The organism is Halomonas sp. YLGW01, assembly GCF_014840935.1.
Classification (GTDB): domain Bacteria; phylum Pseudomonadota; class Gammaproteobacteria; order Pseudomonadales; family Halomonadaceae; genus Onishia.
Map to the genome: position 1 here is coordinate 116614 of NZ_CP062005.1, position 16564 is coordinate 133177.

Below are 16564 nucleotides of genomic sequence, written 5' to 3' on the forward strand. Positions count from 1 at the left end.
GGCGGTATTCCCTCCGTCAGGGTCAGTCGGCGAAGGCGATATCGCGCAGGAACAGGGCGATCTGCGGGAACATAATCAGCAGGGCCGCCGCCAGGATCAGGATGAAGATGAAGGGGGGCGTCCCCTTGATCACATCCAGATAGGGCCGCTTGAAGATGGCGATGGCGGTGAAGATGTCGCAGCCGAAGGGCGGTGTCGCCGAGCCGATGGCCACCTGCAGGGTGATCAGGATGCCGACCAGGACCGGGTCGAGGCCGGTGCTCTCGATCGCCGGGGCGAAGATCGGCGTCAACACCAGGATCACCACGATCGGGTCGACGAACATGCAGGCGACGAAGAAGGCGATGCAGATGGCGATCAGCACCCCGGTGGGGCCGGCCTCGTTGATGCCCACCGACTCGAGGATCGCCTGGGGAATCTGCGCGAAGGAGATGATCCAGGAGAAGCCGTTGCCGACCCCGACCAGGATGAACACCACGGCGGTGATCAGGCCGGTGGACTTGGCGATGGTGTAGATGTCGAAAAGCTTCAGCGAGCGGAAGATCACGAATTCCAGCAGCACCGCATAGAGCACACAGGCCGCAGCGGCCTCGGTGGGGCTGAAGACGCCACCATAGATGCCGCCGACGATGATCACCGGGAAGCCCAGCGGCCAGAGGGCCTGCTGAACGGCACTCAGCCGCTCGCGCCAGGTGGCGCGTGGCTCGGTGGGCACGTCCTTGATCACCGCATAGAGCACGCAGTAGAGCGAGAACATCAAAAGGATCAGCAGGCCCGGGCCGATGCCGGCGATAAACAGTTCACCGATCGAGGTACCCGAGATGACGCCGTAGATGATCATGCCGATGCTCGGCGGGATCAGGAAGGCGATGTCACTGGCGTTGATGATCAGGGCCAGGGTGAAGGAATCCGAGTAGCCGGCCTTGAGCATCTTGGGGCGCAGCGGCGAGCCGACCGCCACCACCGTGGCCTGGGTCGAGCCCGAGACGGCGCCGAAGAGCGTACAGGAGGCGGCGGTGCTGACCGCGAGCCCGCCCTTGATGTGGCCGATGAAGGACATGACCATGGCGATCAGCCGGTTCGCCGACTGCCCCCGGGTCATGATGTCGGCGGCCAGGATGAACATCGGCACGGCAATCAGCGAGGCCGGACGGATTCCCGCCAGCATCTGCTGGATGAAGGTCTCCATCTGCCCGAAACCGTTGAACATCATGAAGAAACCGATGACGGCCGCGGTAATCAGCGGGATCATCATCGGGAAGCCCAGCAATAGCAGGGCTATCATGGTCGATACCATTATTGTCGTCATCGCGCGCTCCTGCGAGTTAGCCCTGTGTCAGACTTCCGTTTCCGTGTCCTTGTACCCGTCCACCACCGAGGTCGAGAGGTAGACGTCCCGCGTGCGGAAGTTCTTGATGCCGGTCAGGAGATATTGGATGCCGGTGATCAGAAAGCCGATCGGCACCCAGATGTAGATGATGAAGATGGGAAAGCCCAGGGCGGGCAGGATGCGCCCCTTGCCGTAGAGATCGATGATGTAGAGCACCGAATAGTAGAGCAGGAAGAACATCACCAGGGCGGTGAAGAACGAGATGCCGATCATCAGCGCCTTGCGGCCGCCCACGGGCAGGGCGTCATAGATCGCCGACATGCGAATATGCCGGCCATGACGGGCCGCATAGCCGATCCCGGCGAAGGTGATCATGATGATCAGGATGCGATTGATCTCGCCGGAGAAGAAGATGCTCTCGCCGAACACGAAACGGCCGACCACGTTGGCCACGGTATTGATCGCCATCAGCAGGACGCCGAGGGCCAGGATGACGGCCTCCAGGCGGCTGATGCCGGTATCGATCAGGCCCAGTACTCCGGGAAGCCCGGAGGTATAGGCTCTTTCTTCCTCGTCGGACATGCACACACTCCCTTGAACGGGTTCCCCGAATCCAGGCGCCCCTTGCGTCAGGCTACAAGAAACCCGCCTCGGCGGTAGCGACCTGATCTCAACGCTGGGTGTACGTTGGGGAAGCGGAAACAACAAGGGGGCAGCCGTGGCCGCCCCCTTGGCGTGGTGAGATCTGATCTCTTATTCCTTGACGGCCTCGAGATCGGCGTGGAACTGCTCGAGCAGTGCCTTGCCGCCGTCGCCGGTCATCTTGATGAAGGCTTCCTCGACCTGCGGGGCGCGTTCCTTGAAGGCGGCGATTTCCTCATCGGTGAGGCGGGTCACGGTGACCTTGTCGGATGCGGCCTGAATCTTCTCGAGCGAGGCGTCGGCGAGGCCCTGAATGTGCTCGATGGTCTTGGCGTAGGCAGCGTCCTTGGCGTTCTGCACCAGGGTCTTGTCTTCTTCGGAGAGATCTTCGTAGAAGTCCTGGTTGGCCATCATGGCGGTAGTGAACCAGCCGTGACCGGTGAAGATCAGGTTCGGCGAGACCTCATACAGGCCACCGGACTCGATCCAGAAGATCGGGTTTTCCTGGCCGTCGATGATACCGGTCTGCAGGGCACCGTAGACCTCGCCCCAGGGCAGCGGCGTCGGCGTGGCGCCGAAGGCGCTGTAGGTCTCCGACAGCAGCGGGTTGGTCATCACGCGGATCTTCTTGTTGTCGAAGTCCTCCGGCGTGCGGATCGGCTCGTCGGCGGTGACCACCATCTCGCCTTCCGGGTACATCTGCAAAAGCTCGAGGCCCTGTTCGGCATAGAGCTCCGGGAACATCTCGTTGATGGCCTTGCTCTCGTCGAAGAACTCGAGCACCTGCCCCATGTCGGTGGGCATCAGGTAGGGGATGAAGAAGATCTGCGCTTCCGGGATCAGCGAGCCGGTGAAGCCGGGCGACTGGTTGACGAACTGCAGGATGCCGTTCTGGGTCTGCTCCATGATGTCGTCGGACTCGCCGAGCTCACCGAAGCGATAGATCTGCAGGCTGTGATCGGAATTGGCTTCGATGTAGTCCTTGAAGGCCACGGCGAAGACGTCCTGCACATCGCCTTCATATTCCTCGTGTGCATAGCGCCAGTTGTCGGCGAGGGCCGCGGTGGACAGCCCAAGCATCAGCGCGCCCACACTGGCAGTAGTCAGCAGTTGTTGCACCTTCATTGTTGTCATCCCCTTAGCCAAGGCTTGGCGTTGGATTGGTCGTAGCATTCGACCGTAACATTCAGCCGTAACACGGCGAATTTAATAAGGTCTTCCTACTAAAACACTAGTCCGATGGAGTGGGGGGGTCAAGCCGTGCCTGCAGGCGGCACAGGGCCCGCAGGTGGGGAAACGTCGGGGCCGGCAGCCAGGCGCCGAGGCGTCTGGCGAGGCCCGGGTCCCCCTCGCCCAAGGGCCTGATGCCCTGTCCCGCGGAGGCGATGGCCTCCAGTCGCGCAAGCGCCTCGCGCTCGGAGAGCAGCTCGGCATGCTTGATCGTCTCGCGTAGCTCGGCGATGGCGGGGTTGGCGAGGGCTTGCTTCTTGAGGGCTCGGCGCTGGCGGCGCAGGGGGAGGGTGATCTCGCGTTGCCAGGCCCTTAGCTCGGTCCACAGGGGATGATCGTCGTTGGCAAGCTCTGCCTCGGGCGTCAGGTCATGGGCATCGAGCCAGCAGGCCCACAGCAGGGCGTTGACGTCCAGGCCGGCGCCGTCCTGCAGCGTGAGGCAGGCGGCCTCGATGCCGGGCCGGGCGTAGAAGGCCAGGGCGAAGTCCCATAACGACAGCCGCCAAGGGGGCGTGGCGTCATCGTGTCCATTTGGGGCCCGCAAGTGTCGGCGCAATTCGGTAGAATTCATGCTCATGGTGTCGTCGCCGCCTGAGGGGTTGACCGAAGGGTGGGGCGCAAATTTTTTGAGACTCCGGAGTCAGGCATGATTGCACTGCGTCAACTCAGTCTGCAACGCGGGACCCAGACGCTGGTCGAGGATGCCGACCTGACCCTGCACGACGGCCACAAGGCCGGCATCGTCGGCGCCAACGGCGCCGGCAAGTCGAGCCTGTTCAAGCTGCTGCTCGGCGAGCTGGCCCCCGACAAGGGGCAGCTGGAGATGTCCGGCGGCCAGCGTATCGCTCACATGGATCAGGAGATCGAGTCGTTGGACGGCGCTATCGTCGACTATGTGCTCGATGGCGATCATGAGCTGCGCTCCACCGAGCGGGCCCTGGCCGCGGCTCAGGAAAGCGGGGATGTCCATCGTGAGGCCGAGCTGCACGGCACCATCGAGGCGCTGGACGGCTATAGCGCCCGGGCACGGGCTTCACAGCTGCTGGTCGGTCTCGGCTTCGATCAGGGCGATCTGGAGCGTCCGCTGTCGGATTTCTCGGGCGGCTGGCGGATGCGGGTGAACCTGGCCCGTACCCTGTTCATGCCCTCCGATCTGCTGCTGCTCGATGAGCCGACCAACCACCTGGACCTCGATGCCCTGCTGTGGCTCGAGCAGTGGCTCGCCCGCTACCCCGGCACCCTGTTGCTGATTTCCCACGACCGGGACTTTCTGGACGCGGTCTGCGATCACATCGTGCACTTCTACCAGCAGCGGCTGACCCTGTATCGCGGCAACTACTCGACCTTCGAGCGCACCCGTGCCGAAAAGCTCGCCCAACAGCAGGCCGAGGCCGCCAAGCTCCAGGCCCGCCGCGCGGAGATCGAGCGGTTCGTGGCGCGCTTTCGCGCCCAGGCCACCAAGGCCCGTCAGGCCCAGAGCCGGCTGAAGATGCTCGAGCGCATGGGCACCGTGGCTCAGGCGCATGTGGATTCGCCCTTCCACTTCACCCTGCCCGCCGCCGACAAGACCTCGCACCCGCTGCTGGTGCTCGACGAGGCGCGGCTGGGTTATCGCACCGAGGACGGCGAGCGGGTCCAGCTCGACGACGTCAAGCTGACCCTGCTGCCGGGGCAGCGCATCGGCCTGCTGGGGCCCAACGGCGCCGGCAAGTCGACCCTGATCAAGTCGCTGACCGGCGAGCTTGCACCACTCGCCGGCAAGCGCGTCGCCGGCGAGCACCTGGCCATCGGCTACTTCGCCCAGCATCAGCTCGAGGGGCTGGATCTCGCCGCCACGCCCTTCCTGCACGTGCAGCGGCTTTCGCCCACCGCCAGCGACCAGGAGATTCGCAACTTCCTCGGTGGCTTCGGCTTTCGTGGCGATGACATCTTCGCCCGGGTCGGCAGCTTCTCCGGGGGCGAGAAGGCGCGGCTGGCGCTGTCGCTGGTGGCCTGGCAGAAGCCCAACCTGCTGTTGCTCGACGAGCCCACCAACCACCTGGATCTCGAGATGCGGGAGGCCCTGACCGAGGCCCTGGCGGGCTTCGAGGGCACGGTGATTATCGTCTCTCACGATCGCCACCTGTTGCGGGCCACCGTCGATGAATTCTGGCGGGTGGCTGACCATCGCGTGACGCCCTTCGATGGTGATCTCGACGACTATCGCGCCTGGCTGAAGCAGCGCCTCGAGGACGATCGCCGCGAGGCCCGGGCCGACAAGGCCGAGGACAGTGCCACCAGAGCCGCCTCAAACGGCGTGCAGAAGGATGACCGCAAGGCGCAGCGTCGCGCCGCGGCGGAGCTGCGCGAGAAGCTGCGCCCGCTCAAGCGCGAGTGCGATAAGGCCGAGAAGGAGCTCAATCAGGTCGTCGAGGCACTCACGGCGCTCGAGGCGGAGCTTGCCGATGCCGAGCTCTATACCGATCCCGCACGCAAGGATGAACTGGCCCGGAAGCTTTCCCGTCAGGCCGAGCTGACCAGCCGTCAGCAAGACCTGGAGGAGCGCTGGATGGAGGCGGCAGAAGCCATGGAAGCCCAGGAGCAGGCACTGCTGGCCGATGCCTGAGCACTCGGCCGCGATCAGGTTTCCAGCAGGAAGGTCACCGGCCCGTCGTTGGTGAGCTCGACCTGCATGTCGGCGCCGAACTCGCCGCAGGCGACCCTCGGCCAGCGCGTGCGGGCCGCCTCGACCAGGTAGTGGTAAAGGCGCTCGCCCTCGGCGGGGGGCGCGGCGCGGGAGAAGCTCGGCCGCAGCCCCTTGCCCGTGTCGGCGGCCAGGGTGAACTGGGAGACCAGCAGGAGCCCACCCTCGACCTGTTGCAGGTTGAGGTTCATCTTGTCGTCGGCGTCGCCGAAGACCCGGTAGTGCAGCAGCTTGTGCAGCAGCTTGTCGGCCCGCGCCTCGTCGTCGTCGCGCTCGACGCCGACCAGCACGGCAAGGCCCTGGTCGATGCTCCCGGTCTCGCGACCGGCCACGCTGACGCGAGCGTGGCTGACGCGCTGAATCAAGGCTCTCATGGCGGTTTCCCCCTTGGCTTGATGAACGAGGGGCAGCCTAGCATGGCGCCGGTTCAGCGCCCCAGCAGGGCGTCGCGGAAGTCATTCCCGAGCGGCGCGTCGCCGAGCCAGATGCCGAACAGGGCATTGGCCAGGGGCAGATCGCCGTCCCTAAAGAGCGTCTCGCCATTGAGCGCCAGGCCGAGGGTCTCGCCATCCCAGCTGAGGGTGTAGCGATCGCCCGGGGCGACGTCCCGATACTCACGGCTGAAGGCCTCGACCCGGCGGCGAATCTGTTGATAGGCGTCGTTGCCCAGGGTGTCGCGCAGGGTGTCCTTGGTGACCTCGGCGAAGTCCTCGGCGTCGATGGCATGGAAGTAGTGAAGCTCCAGGCGTCGCGGTACCTCCGATTGAGGCGCCGGCGTGAGGGCATCGCTGGCCTGGTAATAGGCGCCGGCGTAGGCATCCCAGATCAGGTAGCGAAACAGGCCGCTGCCGACCAGCCGATACGCCTGTCCCTGCTGCTCGAGCTGCAGGGGAAAGGCGACGCCTTCTACCTCGACCTGCTCCTGGGCAAGGGCGGCAGGGGCGAGGGCGACAGGAGCAATGGCTATGGCCAGCAGCCATGCCGTCAGGGGGCCAGATCGGGACAGGGGGCGTGGCATGCGACTCTCTCCAGCAGGGTGTTCACCCTGTACAGACACGAGGACCCTGGAAAGGTTCTGTCACAGGCCGAGGGCGGGCCGACGCACCTGGTAGCCGTACTGACGGTCTTGCGTGCTTCCGTACGTATGAACGTAGGCGCTTACCAGGCGCGACAGACCATCACGTCGCAGTGGGGCTCGGCCATCAGCCGTTCGCTGAGCTGGCCCCTGGCCTGCCACTCCCCGCGGCTGCCCAGCGCCAGCAGGTCGGGCGGCTGGCGGCGCAGGCGGTTCATCAGCACCTCCTGGGGGCTGCCCTGCTCGAGCTCCAACTCCAGCTCCGGCACGTCGTCGAGCTCCGCCATCAGGGTCTCGATCTCGGCCTGCAGCTGGCGGTGCAGCTGGCGCACGCGGGTATCGCGCCACTGGGCGTAGTTCGGCGTCGAGCCGAGCTCACGCTCGCCGGGCAACTCCCAGGCATGCAAAAGGGTCAGGTGCGCAGAGGGAAAGCGCCTGAGGGTCTCGCGAAGGGCGTTGCGACAGGTCAGGGAGAAGTCCACCGGCACCAGGATGTCGCGCCAGGTCTGGGTGGGCGGATGGCTGACCGAGACCACCGGGCAGGGCGCGCCGCGCAGCACCCGGGCCAGGGTGGTGCCGACGACCAGATCGGGCTGGCCACGCTTGCGATGGGCGCCCATCACGATCATCTCGACCTCGCGCTCGTGCGCCTCGCGGATGATCTCGGCATAGGGCGCGCCGGTCACCGTCTGGATCAGGCACTCCGGAGCGGGGAGCGCGTAATCCTCGCGGATGTCGGTGAGCATGCGCTCCATCTCGGCGATCACCGCCTGCTCCAGGTCGTGCAGGGCCGCATGGGGCAGGTAGGGGTCGAGGACATGGATCACGTCGAGGCGGGCGCCGGTCTCCAGCGCCAGGCGGATGGCCCGGCCGAAAGCGGCGCGGTTCTCGGCGGACAGGTCACAGGCGAACAGCAGGGTGTGAGTCATGGTCTCCCTCCCTCATCGTCTCGCGCATCGACCGGCGCGGGGCAGGCAGGTTTCAGCATGGTGGTAGTTGCTGGTCCCTGCAAGGCGGATCAGGGCGCCTGCCGCTGATCTTGCCGCTGCCGCGCGTGCGCTCGGCAGCGGCTGCCCTCGCCTCACCACCAGGCGTGGAAATGGTGCACCGGGCCGCGCCCCTTTCCGACCTGCAGGCGATGGCTGGCCGCCAGCGCGGCATGCAGCCAGCGCTTGGCCTCGCCGATGGCCTCGACGATATCGGCCTCGGGCGCGCCGCCCGGCAGACGCGCCAGCCGGGCGGCGATCGCCGAGGAGAGCGTGCAGCCGGTACCGTGCAGGTTGTCGGTGGCAAGCCTGGGAGCCGGTAGCCAGGCGCTGCCGGTGGGGGTGGCCAGCAGGTCCGGACAGTCGGTGCCATCGAGATGCCCGCCCTTGAGCAGCACATAGGGCGCCTTGAGCGCCTTGAGGCCGGGCAGCATCGCCTCCATGGCGTCGGGGCTCTTGGGCACCTCACCATCGAGCAGCACCGCGGCCTCGGGCAGGTTGGGGGTGATCACGTCGGACAGCGGCACCAGCACCTCGCGCACCGCCTGGATGCCGGCGGCATCGACCAGGGGGTCGCCGCTCTTGGCCACCATCACCGGGTCTAGCACGATCCAGCGCGGCCGGTGGCGCCTGAGCGCCGCGGCGATGGTCTCGGCGACCTCCCGGTCGGCGACCATGCCGATCTTGACCGCGTCGATATGCACGTCGTCGAGCAGGGTCGCCAGCTGCTCGGCGATCACCGGCGCCGGCACCGGATGCACCCCGGTGACGCCCCGGGTGCTCTGGGCGGTGAGAGCGGTGACCACGCTGGTGCCGTAGGCACCCAGCGCGGAGAAGGTCTTGAGGTCGGCCTGCAGGCCGGCGCCACCGCTGGGATCGGAGCCGGCGATGGTCAACACATGGGGAATCGAGGGCACGGCAGAGGAGTCGGTCATGGCGGTACAGACAACATCGGAGTGGACGGGAGCGCCTAGCCTACTGCACGGGCGGGGCGGGGCGCCATGCTAGGGCTCTTCCTGGTGGCGCTGGCCAGCGCCACCCTGCTGCCCGGGGGCTCCGAGCTGTGGCTGGCCCGGCTGTGGTGCCAGGGTGATCCGCCACTGGCCTTGTGGAGCCTGGCGACCGCCGGCAATACCCTGGGCAGCCTGATCAACGTGGCTCTGGGGCGCTATGCCCGCCACTATCAACACCGGCGCTGGTTTCCGGCCTCCCCCAAGGCACTGGCCCGGGCTGAACGGGGGTATCGGCGTCTCGGCGAGGCGAGCCTGCTACTGGCCTGGATGCCGGTGATCGGCGACCCGCTGACGGTGCTGGCCGGCCTCTTCCGGCTGCCCTGGTGGCGGGCCACGCTGTGGATACTCCTCGCCAAGGGCGGGCGTTACGCCCTGCTGCTATGGCTGGCGGAGCGCTTCCTGGCGCCGCTGTGTGCGGGATGAACGAGGCATGAGGCGAGCTGCCGAGCACAAAAAAGGGCCACCCGTGGGTGGCCCTGATCGATCCGGCGCTCGCCTTACTCGGTGGTGTCGCCCTCGGGATTGCGGGCGTTGTAGTAGGCCTGCTCGGAGATGGCGTGGTAGTTCACGACCTTATCCTGGAAGCTGGTGTAGGAGTCGTAAATCTTCTTGGCCATGTCGCTGGACTCGCCAAGCTCCGCGACCACCCCGGCGGACAGCTCCTTGGCCTTGGCCAGGACATCGTCCGGCAGGCGACGCAGTTCGACGTCATGCTCGTTGAGCAGTGTCTCGAGGGCGTCGTTGTTGCGCGCGGTGTACTCGTCGAGCATGTCGCCGTTGACGTCACGAATCGCGGTCTTGAGGATCGCCTGCAGGTCGGCCGGCAGTGAGGCCATGGCCTCCTCGTTGACGATCGCCTCGAACATCACGGTCGGCTCGTGCCAGCCCGGGTAGTAGTAGTAGTCGGCGGCCTGATAGAGGCCGAAGGCCAGATCGTTGTACGGGCCGATCCACTCGGTGGCATCGATGGCGCCGGACTGCAGCGAGGTGAAGATCTCGCCGCCCGGCATGTTGACGATGGCCACGCCCATCTGGTCCATGACCTCGCCGCCGAGGCCCGGCATGCGCATCTTCAGGCCCTCGAGGTCGGCGGTGGAGTTGATCTCCTTGTTGAACCAGCCGCCCATCTGCACGCCGGAGGCGCCAGCGACCATCACATCGACCCCGAACGGCTCGTAGAGCTCGTTCCACAGTTCCATGCCGCCGCCGTAGTGCAGCCAGGCGTTCATTTCCTGGGCGTTCATGCCGAACGGCACGGCGGCGAAGAACTGGGCGGCCGGCGCCTTGCCCTTCCAGTAGTAGGAGGCGGAGTGGCCCAGTTCGGCGGTGCCTTCGGACACGGCATCGAACACCTCGAAGCCCGGCACCAGCTGGCCGGCGCCGAAGACGTTGATGGTCAGGCGGCCGTTGGACATTTCATCCACCAGCTTGGCGAGGCGCTCCGGCCCCTGGCCGACGCCCGGGAAGTTCTTCGGCCAGGAGGTGACCATCTTCCATTCGAAGGTTTCCTGAGCCTTTGCGGTGTTGTCCACGCCGGAGACCAGGAACAGGCCGGAGGCAGCGGTGCCGAGTGCCACGGCGGCGACGAGTGACTTGAGTTTCATGCGACTTCCTCTCGTTGTTGTGCGCATCGTTGTGCGAATTGTGTTGCGAGAGGCCCGCCGAGGCGGACCGGCATGCGAATCGGGCCGGGGCCCGAAGCCGGCACCCGAGGGTGCCGGGGAGACTTCATGATCTTCTTATATGGTGTTAAGCATCGGTCAGAATTGCGCCGGCAGCCAGGTGGCGAGCTCCGGGAAGAAGGCCAGGGCGACCAGCATGGCCAACTGCAAGGCGATGAACGGCATGACCCCGCGATAGATGGCCGAGGTCGGCACCGACTCCGGCGCCACGCCGCGCAGGTAGAAGAGCGCGAAGCCGAAGGGTGGCGTCAGGAACGAGGTCTGCAGGTTGATGGCGATCATGATGCCGAGCCAGATCGGGTCGAGGCCCATGGCCAGCAGGATCGGCCCCACGATCGGCACCACCACGAAGGTGATCTCGATGAAGTCGAGGATGAAGCCGAGCAGGAAGATCACCACCATCACCACCAGAGTGGCGCCCACCACGCCGCCGGGCATGTTGTTGAAGACCTCGTGGATCAGTTCCTCGCCGCCGAAGGCGCGGAACACCAGCGAGAACAGCGCCGCGCCGATCAGGATCAGGAACACCATGGTGGTGACATGCGCGGTGGAGCGCAGGGCATCCTTGAGGGTCTCGAAGTCCAGCTGCCGGTAGGCCAGGGCCAGCACCAGGGCGCCGAAGGCACCCACCGCCGAGGCCTCGGTGGGGGTGGCGAAGCCGCCGAGGATCGAACCCAGCACCGCGATGATCAGCACGATCGGCGGTACCAGCCCCTTGAGCAGCAGCGTGAACAGGCTGCCCTGGTGGCCCAGCTCCGCCATCAGCTCCTCGCGATCGGCGGGCGGCGCCGCCTCGGGCTTGAGCCAGGCGATGAAGGTGACATAGGCGATATAGAGCGCCACCAGGATCAGGCCGGGCACCAGGGCACCCATGAACAGATCGCCCACCGAGACGGTCTTGGGGCTGAAGATGCCCATCGACAGCTGCGCCTGCTGGTAGGCGGACGACAGCACGTCGCCGAGCAGCACCAGGGCGATCGAGGGCGGGATGATCTGGCCCAGGGTGCCGGTGGCGCAGATGGTGCCGGTGGCCAGCGGCATGCTATAGCCGCGCTTGAGCATGGTCGGCAGCGACAGCAGACCCATGGTCACCACGGTGGCGCCGACGATGCCGGTGGAGGCCGCCAGCAGCATGCCGACCAGGGTCACCGAGATGCCCAGCCCACCGCGCATCGAGCCGAACAGCAGCGCCATGGCGTCGAGCAGGGTCTCGGCGACCTTCGACTTCTCGAGCAGGACCCCCATCAGCACGAACAGCGGCACCGCCAGCAGGGTCTGGTTGGTCATGATGCCGTAGAGGCGGTTGGGGAAGGCCGAGAGGAAGCCGCCATCGAAATGGGCATCGATGCCGACTGCCTCGAGGCCCATGCCGAGCCCGGCGAAGGCCAGGGCGGTGCCGGCGAGAGACAGGGCGACCGGGAAGCCGAACATCAGCACCACGCAGATGACGGCGAACAGGATCAGGGGCATGAATTCCAGCATTACAGCAGTTCCTCGGCGTCGTCATCGTGGGTCGGCGCCAGGCGCCCGGTGAAGATCATGGCGTTGCGCACCACCTCGACGAGCCCTTGCATCAGCATCAGGCCGGCGAATAGCGGAATCAGCGTCTTGAGCAGGAAGATGCCTGGGATGCCGCCGGACTCCGGTGAGCCCTCGAGGATCGCCCAGGACTTGCCGACATAGCCCAGGCTGGTCAGGATCACGAAGACCATCACCGGGACCAGCAGGAAGAGGGTGCCGAGCAGGTCAACGAGCGCCTTCTTCCGCGCCGTCATGGCGCGATAGAAGATATCCACCCGCACATGGCCGTCGTGCTTCAGGGTATAGCCCGCGGCCAGCATGAAGACGGTGGCGTGCATGTACATCACCGATTCCTGCATGGGGATGCTGTTGAAGTTGAAGGCGTAGCGCAGCACCACGATCAGGAACTGGATCAGCATCATGATCAGGATCAGCCAGGACAGGCTTCGGCCCAGCCAGTCCGAGGCCTGGTCGAGCCTGGCAACGATGCCCGGCAGCGTGGATGAAGAGGGCATGGGAGTCTCGCTCTGGGTGTCCAACGGGAGTCATCGCCATGGGCGCGCCAGCGAGGTCGGCCATGGCGGGTGGTCGGTACCACTATGGTCGGTGAGTGTACGTGATTTGCGCAAGCGCTGTTATGCCAAGGACTTATCCATTGGTCGAACGCATTGGTCTTACCTATTGCCCAGTGAGGCGAAACAGGCTTCCGGCAGGCGCACATCGACGGCGATGGGCAGGTGGTCGGAGAAGAGGCGGTCGAGGACGCGGACCTCGTCGGCCTTGAGGGAGGTGGACAGCAGGATATGGTCCAGTGCCCGGCGGGGCTGCCAGGAGGGATAGCTCAGCGGGGGGCGCACCGGATGCAGCGGCAGGGACGAGCAGAACCGCGAGTGGGCATGCAGCTGGTCGGGTGTGCAGTTGAGATCCCCCATCACCACCACATGGCGCAGCGGCGTGATGATATCGCTCAGATAATCCAGCTGACGGGCACGGGTCCGATAGCCGAGCGCCAGGTGGGCGACGAACAGGTGCAGGGCATCGGGCCCCGCGCCGAACTGGGCATGGATGGCGCCCCGCCCGGGCAGGGTGCCGGGCAGGCGATGTTCCTCGAGGCGCGTGGGGGAGAGCCGCGAGAGCAGCCCATTGCTGTGCTGGGCGACCCGGCCCAGGTTGCGGTTGAGCTGCTGATAGTGATGGGGAAAGCCGGCCTGCTGAGCCAGGTATTCGACCTGATTGACGTGGCCGGAGCGAAAGCTGCCGCCGTCGACCTCTTGCAGGCCGACGAGGTCGAAGTCCCTTAAGACCTCGCTCATCATCGCCAGGCGGTCGAGGCGACGCGGGTGTGGCAGCAGGTGCTGCCAGCTGCGGGTCAGGTAGTGGTGGTAGGCCGAGGTCTGGATGCCGACCTGCAGGTTGAAGGTCAGCAGGCGCAGGTGATGGCCACCCGAGTGCGGCGGGTGGCCCTCGGCGCTGGACAGGGCACGACGCTGAGCAAGGGTCATCGCAGGGCTCTTCGCCAGGTCATCGTGTGCCATGACACTGCCTTCTCGCTCATGAGGCGTCGTCGCGTGCCTCGCGGACCTGATCGACCAGGGCGCCGGCGATCTGCGGCATGTTCTCGAGGCTGCCGGCGCTGGACGGGGTGATCACGTAGCGACCGTCGACGATCAGGGCCGGGACCCCCATCAGGCGCATGGCGCGCATGCGGGCGTGTGCCTGGTTGACCTGGCTCTTGACCCCGAAGGAGGTCAGCGCGCTCTGGGCTTCCTCCTCGCTGACACCATAATCGCTGAAGAAGTCGGCGATCTCGTCGGTATCGGTCAGTTGCTGGCCACCCTCGTGGATCGCATCGAAGAAGTCGTCATGAATCTCCTCCTGGATGCCCAGCTGCTCGGCGGCGTAGAAGGCCACCGCATGACGATTCCAGGTGCCGCCCATGGTGGCCGGCATGCGCTGGAAGCTGACGTCATCGGGCAGTTCGGCGACCCAGGCGTTGAGCGGGTCCTCGAGCTTGTAGCAATGCGGGCAGCCATACCAGAAGGCCTCGGTGACCTCGATCTGGCCATCCTCGACGCGGGTCGGTACCGGCTCATCCAGTACCTCGTAGTGTTCGCCGGCGACCGGTGGGGCCGCCAGGGCCAGCGTGGACATGCTAAGGCCTAAGAGGGCAACGCTGAGGGTCTTGAACATGCGAAAAAATCTCCGTGAAAGGCTGGCTCGGATCGCGAATCCGACCGTAATAGCCACAAAGGTAACAGGAAATGCCGGTGGGGTGAGCCCCGGCCACTGGCTTTGAACCCGACCGGTCGACAGGGTTCCATTAGCGATGCCCCCTGAAGTGCTGCCCTTGAGATGAAGCCTCGAACCGCCGTCCCCTGACATGCAGAGGACGGCCCGAGGGCCGCCCTCAGTATATCCGCTTTCGGGGCAGGTGGTGGGCGGCAGCTCAGTGGAGGCCCAGCACGTACTGGGAGACCGCCTGCATGTCGCGATCGCTCATCTTGGCGGCGATGGTGCGCATGATGGCGCTGGGGTCGTTGGCGCGCTCGCCGGCCGCGAAGTCCTGTAGGGTGGAGACGAGATAGTCGGTCTTCTGGCCCGACAGCGCCGGATAGACCGCCGTGCCGATGCCCTGGCCGGTGGGGCTGTGACAGGCGGCACAGGCGGGAATGCCCTTGGCCATGTCGCCGGCCCGGTACAGTTCCTCGCCCCGGGCGATCACCTCGTCGTCGGCCTCGACCTGACCGAGATTCGGCGTCATGTTGGCGAAGTAGGCGGCCACGTCGGCGGCGTCCTGATCGGAATAGTTGTCGACCTGCCCGGCCATCTGGGCCACGACGCGCTCGCCGTCGCGAATGTTCATGATCTGCTTGGTCAGGTAGGAGGCCTGCTGGCCGGCGAGGTTCGGGAACATGCCCACGGCACTGATGCCTTCGGCACCATGACAGGCGGCGCAGCTCTGCGCCATCTCGCGGCCCGCGGCCGGATCGCCCTCGAGGTCGGCGTGAGCGACGCCGATGGCGCCCAGGGTCAGTGCCAAGCTTGCCAGTAACTTTCTCATCGCGTATCCACTATGCCGGTACATGATTGGCCGGTACGACCCCTGAGGGAACGCCACGACGCGGGCGCGGCCTTGCAGGGCACGGCTCGCGATCGGCGAGAGCGCGGTGGTACACTAGCCTGCCCCAGGACGCAGTCATAAGCCACTGCAGTATATCCCCTTCCATTGACAACTTGAATTGACCGATCGTCGCCGTCAAGCCTCAGGACACCCATCGCCCATGCCGCGTCTCAACTATCAGACTGCCCGCTTTCTCACCAGTGCGCCGACGCTGGCCAAGTGCCCGCCGGACACGGGGGTGGAAGTGGCCTTCGCCGGCCGCTCCAACGCCGGCAAGTCCAGCGCCATCAACGCCCTGACGCAACAGAAGGCACTGGCGCGAACCTCCAAGACGCCGGGACGTACGCAGCTGATCAACTTCTTCGGCCTCGCCAATGGCGAGGAACGCCGTCTGGTGGACCTTCCCGGTTATGGATATGCCAAGGTGCCGGAGCAGGTCAAGCTCGAGTGGCAGCGCCACCTGGCCGAGTACCTGCAGGAGCGCGGCTCGCTCAAGGGCCTGGTGCTGCTGATGGACGTGCGTCATCCGTTGACCGAATTCGATGAAATGATGCTGGGCTGGGCCGACGACAAGGACATGCCGGTACGCATCCTGCTGACCAAGGCCGACAAGCTGAAGCCCGGCGTGGCCAAGAACGCCCTGCACAATGTGCGCGGCCGGCTGCGGGAGTGGGAAGATCTGGTGACGGTGCAGCTGTTCTCCGCCCTCAAGCGGCAGGGCGTCGATGAGGTGCATCAGCAGCTGGATGATTGGCTGGTGGGCGACGAGACGGACTGATCCGACTCAATGCGCACCGCGGGCCTCGTCCGGTCGTGCGTCGTTGTGTGCCTTCTCGCCGTGGGGCGAGTCAGCCCCCTGACCAGAAGCCCCCTAGCTAGAACTCTAGGTTAGAACACCCAGATCGGGGCCGCCTCGCGGTGATGCTCCAGCAGCTGCAGGCGCAGCCGCTTCAGGCACTCGTGACCGCAGGCGGCGGCTTCGGCCGGGTCGCGCTCGGCCTGACCGTGCCAGCTGCCATCCCCTTCCGCCTGCCCATGCCGCCAGACGCTTGACCCCTGCGTGGTGTCTGCCGGGTCAGTCGCCGGGCGCAGCGAAGCCGATATCGGCGCGATACTGGACGCCTGCCCGGCCAGGGACGTCGGGTAGAGGGAAGGGGCTCCTGCCGGGCTCCCGCCCAGCGTCAGGGCAATGACGAGGCTCGGGGCCAGGGCGGCCCTGGGCCAGGTGCCGCAATCTCGCAGGTGCATGAGGGCTGCCTCCTGTACATATGCTGTACAGGA

Annotated in this window: 18 protein-coding genes; 3 read left to right on the forward strand and 15 right to left on the reverse strand. The window is 66.0% G+C overall.

The features are described 5' to 3' along the window. Nucleotides 1-22 precede the first annotated feature (22 nt). The 4 genes from IEJ03_RS00540 to IEJ03_RS00555 form a co-directional block, all read right to left on the reverse strand. Nucleotides 23-1309 carry a TRAP transporter large permease gene (locus IEJ03_RS00540; protein ID WP_192035830.1) on the reverse strand — a complete coding sequence of 429 codons (1287 nt, stop codon included), beginning with the start codon at nucleotides 1307-1309 and terminating at the stop codon, nucleotides 23-25. Nucleotides 1310-1336: 27 nt separating this feature from the next. After that, nucleotides 1337-1912, reverse strand: coding sequence for a TRAP transporter small permease (locus IEJ03_RS00545; protein ID WP_192035831.1), 576 nt, complete (start codon nucleotides 1910-1912; stop codon nucleotides 1337-1339). A gap of 171 nt (nucleotides 1913-2083) precedes the next feature. Further along, nucleotides 2084-3097, reverse strand: coding sequence for a TRAP transporter substrate-binding protein DctP (gene dctP, locus IEJ03_RS00550; protein WP_192035832.1), 1014 nt, complete (start codon nucleotides 3095-3097; stop codon nucleotides 2084-2086). 106 nt (nucleotides 3098-3203) lie between these two features. After that, complete coding sequence (locus IEJ03_RS00555; protein ID WP_192035833.1) at nucleotides 3204-3773, reverse strand: TIGR02444 family protein; 570 nt, start codon at nucleotides 3771-3773, stop codon at nucleotides 3204-3206. Nucleotides 3774-3848: 75 nt separating this feature from the next. Here IEJ03_RS00555 and IEJ03_RS00560 point away from each other — a divergent pair, with 75 nt between their 5' ends. Continuing rightward, nucleotides 3849-5807, forward strand: coding sequence for an ATP-binding cassette domain-containing protein (locus tag IEJ03_RS00560; protein WP_192035834.1), 1959 nt, complete (start codon nucleotides 3849-3851; stop codon nucleotides 5805-5807). A 14-nt stretch (nucleotides 5808-5821) separates the two neighbouring features. On the opposite strand, the gene dtd is transcribed toward IEJ03_RS00560, so the two are convergent. The 4 genes from dtd to thiD form a co-directional block, all read right to left on the reverse strand. Beyond that, the gene (gene dtd, locus IEJ03_RS00565) at nucleotides 5822-6259 is read right to left on the reverse strand and encodes a D-aminoacyl-tRNA deacylase (protein ID WP_192035835.1); all 438 of its coding nucleotides are present in this window, start codon (nucleotides 6257-6259) and stop codon (nucleotides 5822-5824) included. A 53-nt stretch (nucleotides 6260-6312) separates the two neighbouring features. Continuing rightward, nucleotides 6313-6903, reverse strand: a complete 591-nt coding sequence (locus IEJ03_RS00570; RefSeq protein ID WP_192035836.1) for a chalcone isomerase family protein — start codon at nucleotides 6901-6903, stop codon at nucleotides 6313-6315. A gap of 140 nt (nucleotides 6904-7043) precedes the next feature. Then, on the reverse strand, nucleotides 7044-7889 hold the full coding sequence (locus tag IEJ03_RS00575; RefSeq protein ID WP_192035837.1) for a universal stress protein: 846 nt from the start codon (nucleotides 7887-7889) through the stop codon (nucleotides 7044-7046). Nucleotides 7890-8041: 152 nt separating this feature from the next. Beyond that, entirely contained in the window at nucleotides 8042-8881 is an 840-nt protein-coding gene (gene thiD / locus IEJ03_RS00580) for a bifunctional hydroxymethylpyrimidine kinase/phosphomethylpyrimidine kinase (protein ID WP_192035838.1), read from the reverse strand. Between the two features lie 66 nt (nucleotides 8882-8947). On the opposite strand from thiD, the gene IEJ03_RS00585 reads away from it, so the two are divergent. Continuing rightward, the gene (locus tag IEJ03_RS00585) at nucleotides 8948-9382 is read left to right on the forward strand and encodes a YqaA family protein (protein WP_192035839.1); all 435 of its coding nucleotides are present in this window, start codon (nucleotides 8948-8950) and stop codon (nucleotides 9380-9382) included. Nucleotides 9383-9456: 74 nt separating this feature from the next. Here IEJ03_RS00585 and IEJ03_RS00590 read toward each other — a convergent pair whose 3' ends face one another. The 6 genes from IEJ03_RS00590 to IEJ03_RS00615 form a co-directional block, all read right to left on the reverse strand. After that, nucleotides 9457-10563, reverse strand: a complete 1107-nt coding sequence (locus IEJ03_RS00590) for a TRAP transporter substrate-binding protein (protein ID WP_192035840.1) — start codon at nucleotides 10561-10563, stop codon at nucleotides 9457-9459. Between the two features lie 156 nt (nucleotides 10564-10719). Beyond that, the gene (locus IEJ03_RS00595; protein ID WP_192035841.1) at nucleotides 10720-12123 is read right to left on the reverse strand and encodes a TRAP transporter large permease subunit; all 1404 of its coding nucleotides are present in this window, start codon (nucleotides 12121-12123) and stop codon (nucleotides 10720-10722) included. Further along, a complete protein-coding gene (locus IEJ03_RS00600) occupies nucleotides 12123-12677 on the reverse strand; it encodes a TRAP transporter small permease subunit (RefSeq protein ID WP_192035842.1) in 555 nt (184 codons plus the stop codon). The genes IEJ03_RS00595 and IEJ03_RS00600 overlap by 1 nt, the downstream gene beginning before the upstream one ends. Before the next feature lie 159 nt (nucleotides 12678-12836). After that, nucleotides 12837-13697, reverse strand: a complete 861-nt coding sequence (locus IEJ03_RS00605; RefSeq protein ID WP_242458006.1) for an endonuclease/exonuclease/phosphatase family protein — start codon at nucleotides 13695-13697, stop codon at nucleotides 12837-12839. Nucleotides 13698-13713: 16 nt separating this feature from the next. After that, nucleotides 13714-14352, reverse strand: coding sequence for a thiol:disulfide interchange protein DsbA/DsbL (locus tag IEJ03_RS00610; RefSeq protein WP_192035843.1), 639 nt, complete (start codon nucleotides 14350-14352; stop codon nucleotides 13714-13716). Between the two features lie 256 nt (nucleotides 14353-14608). Then, the gene (locus IEJ03_RS00615; protein WP_192035844.1) at nucleotides 14609-15223 is read right to left on the reverse strand and encodes a c-type cytochrome; all 615 of its coding nucleotides are present in this window, start codon (nucleotides 15221-15223) and stop codon (nucleotides 14609-14611) included. Nucleotides 15224-15443: 220 nt separating this feature from the next. Between IEJ03_RS00615 and yihA the strand changes: the two genes are divergently transcribed. Beyond that, nucleotides 15444-16061 carry a ribosome biogenesis GTP-binding protein YihA/YsxC gene (yihA, locus tag IEJ03_RS00620; RefSeq protein ID WP_192035845.1) on the forward strand — a complete coding sequence of 206 codons (618 nt, stop codon included), beginning with the start codon at nucleotides 15444-15446 and terminating at the stop codon, nucleotides 16059-16061. A gap of 110 nt (nucleotides 16062-16171) precedes the next feature. On the opposite strand, the gene IEJ03_RS00625 is transcribed toward yihA, so the two are convergent. After that, nucleotides 16172-16531 carry a hypothetical protein gene (locus IEJ03_RS00625; RefSeq protein ID WP_192035846.1) on the reverse strand — a complete coding sequence of 120 codons (360 nt, stop codon included), beginning with the start codon at nucleotides 16529-16531 and terminating at the stop codon, nucleotides 16172-16174. Between the last annotated feature and the right edge of the window lie 33 nt (nucleotides 16532-16564).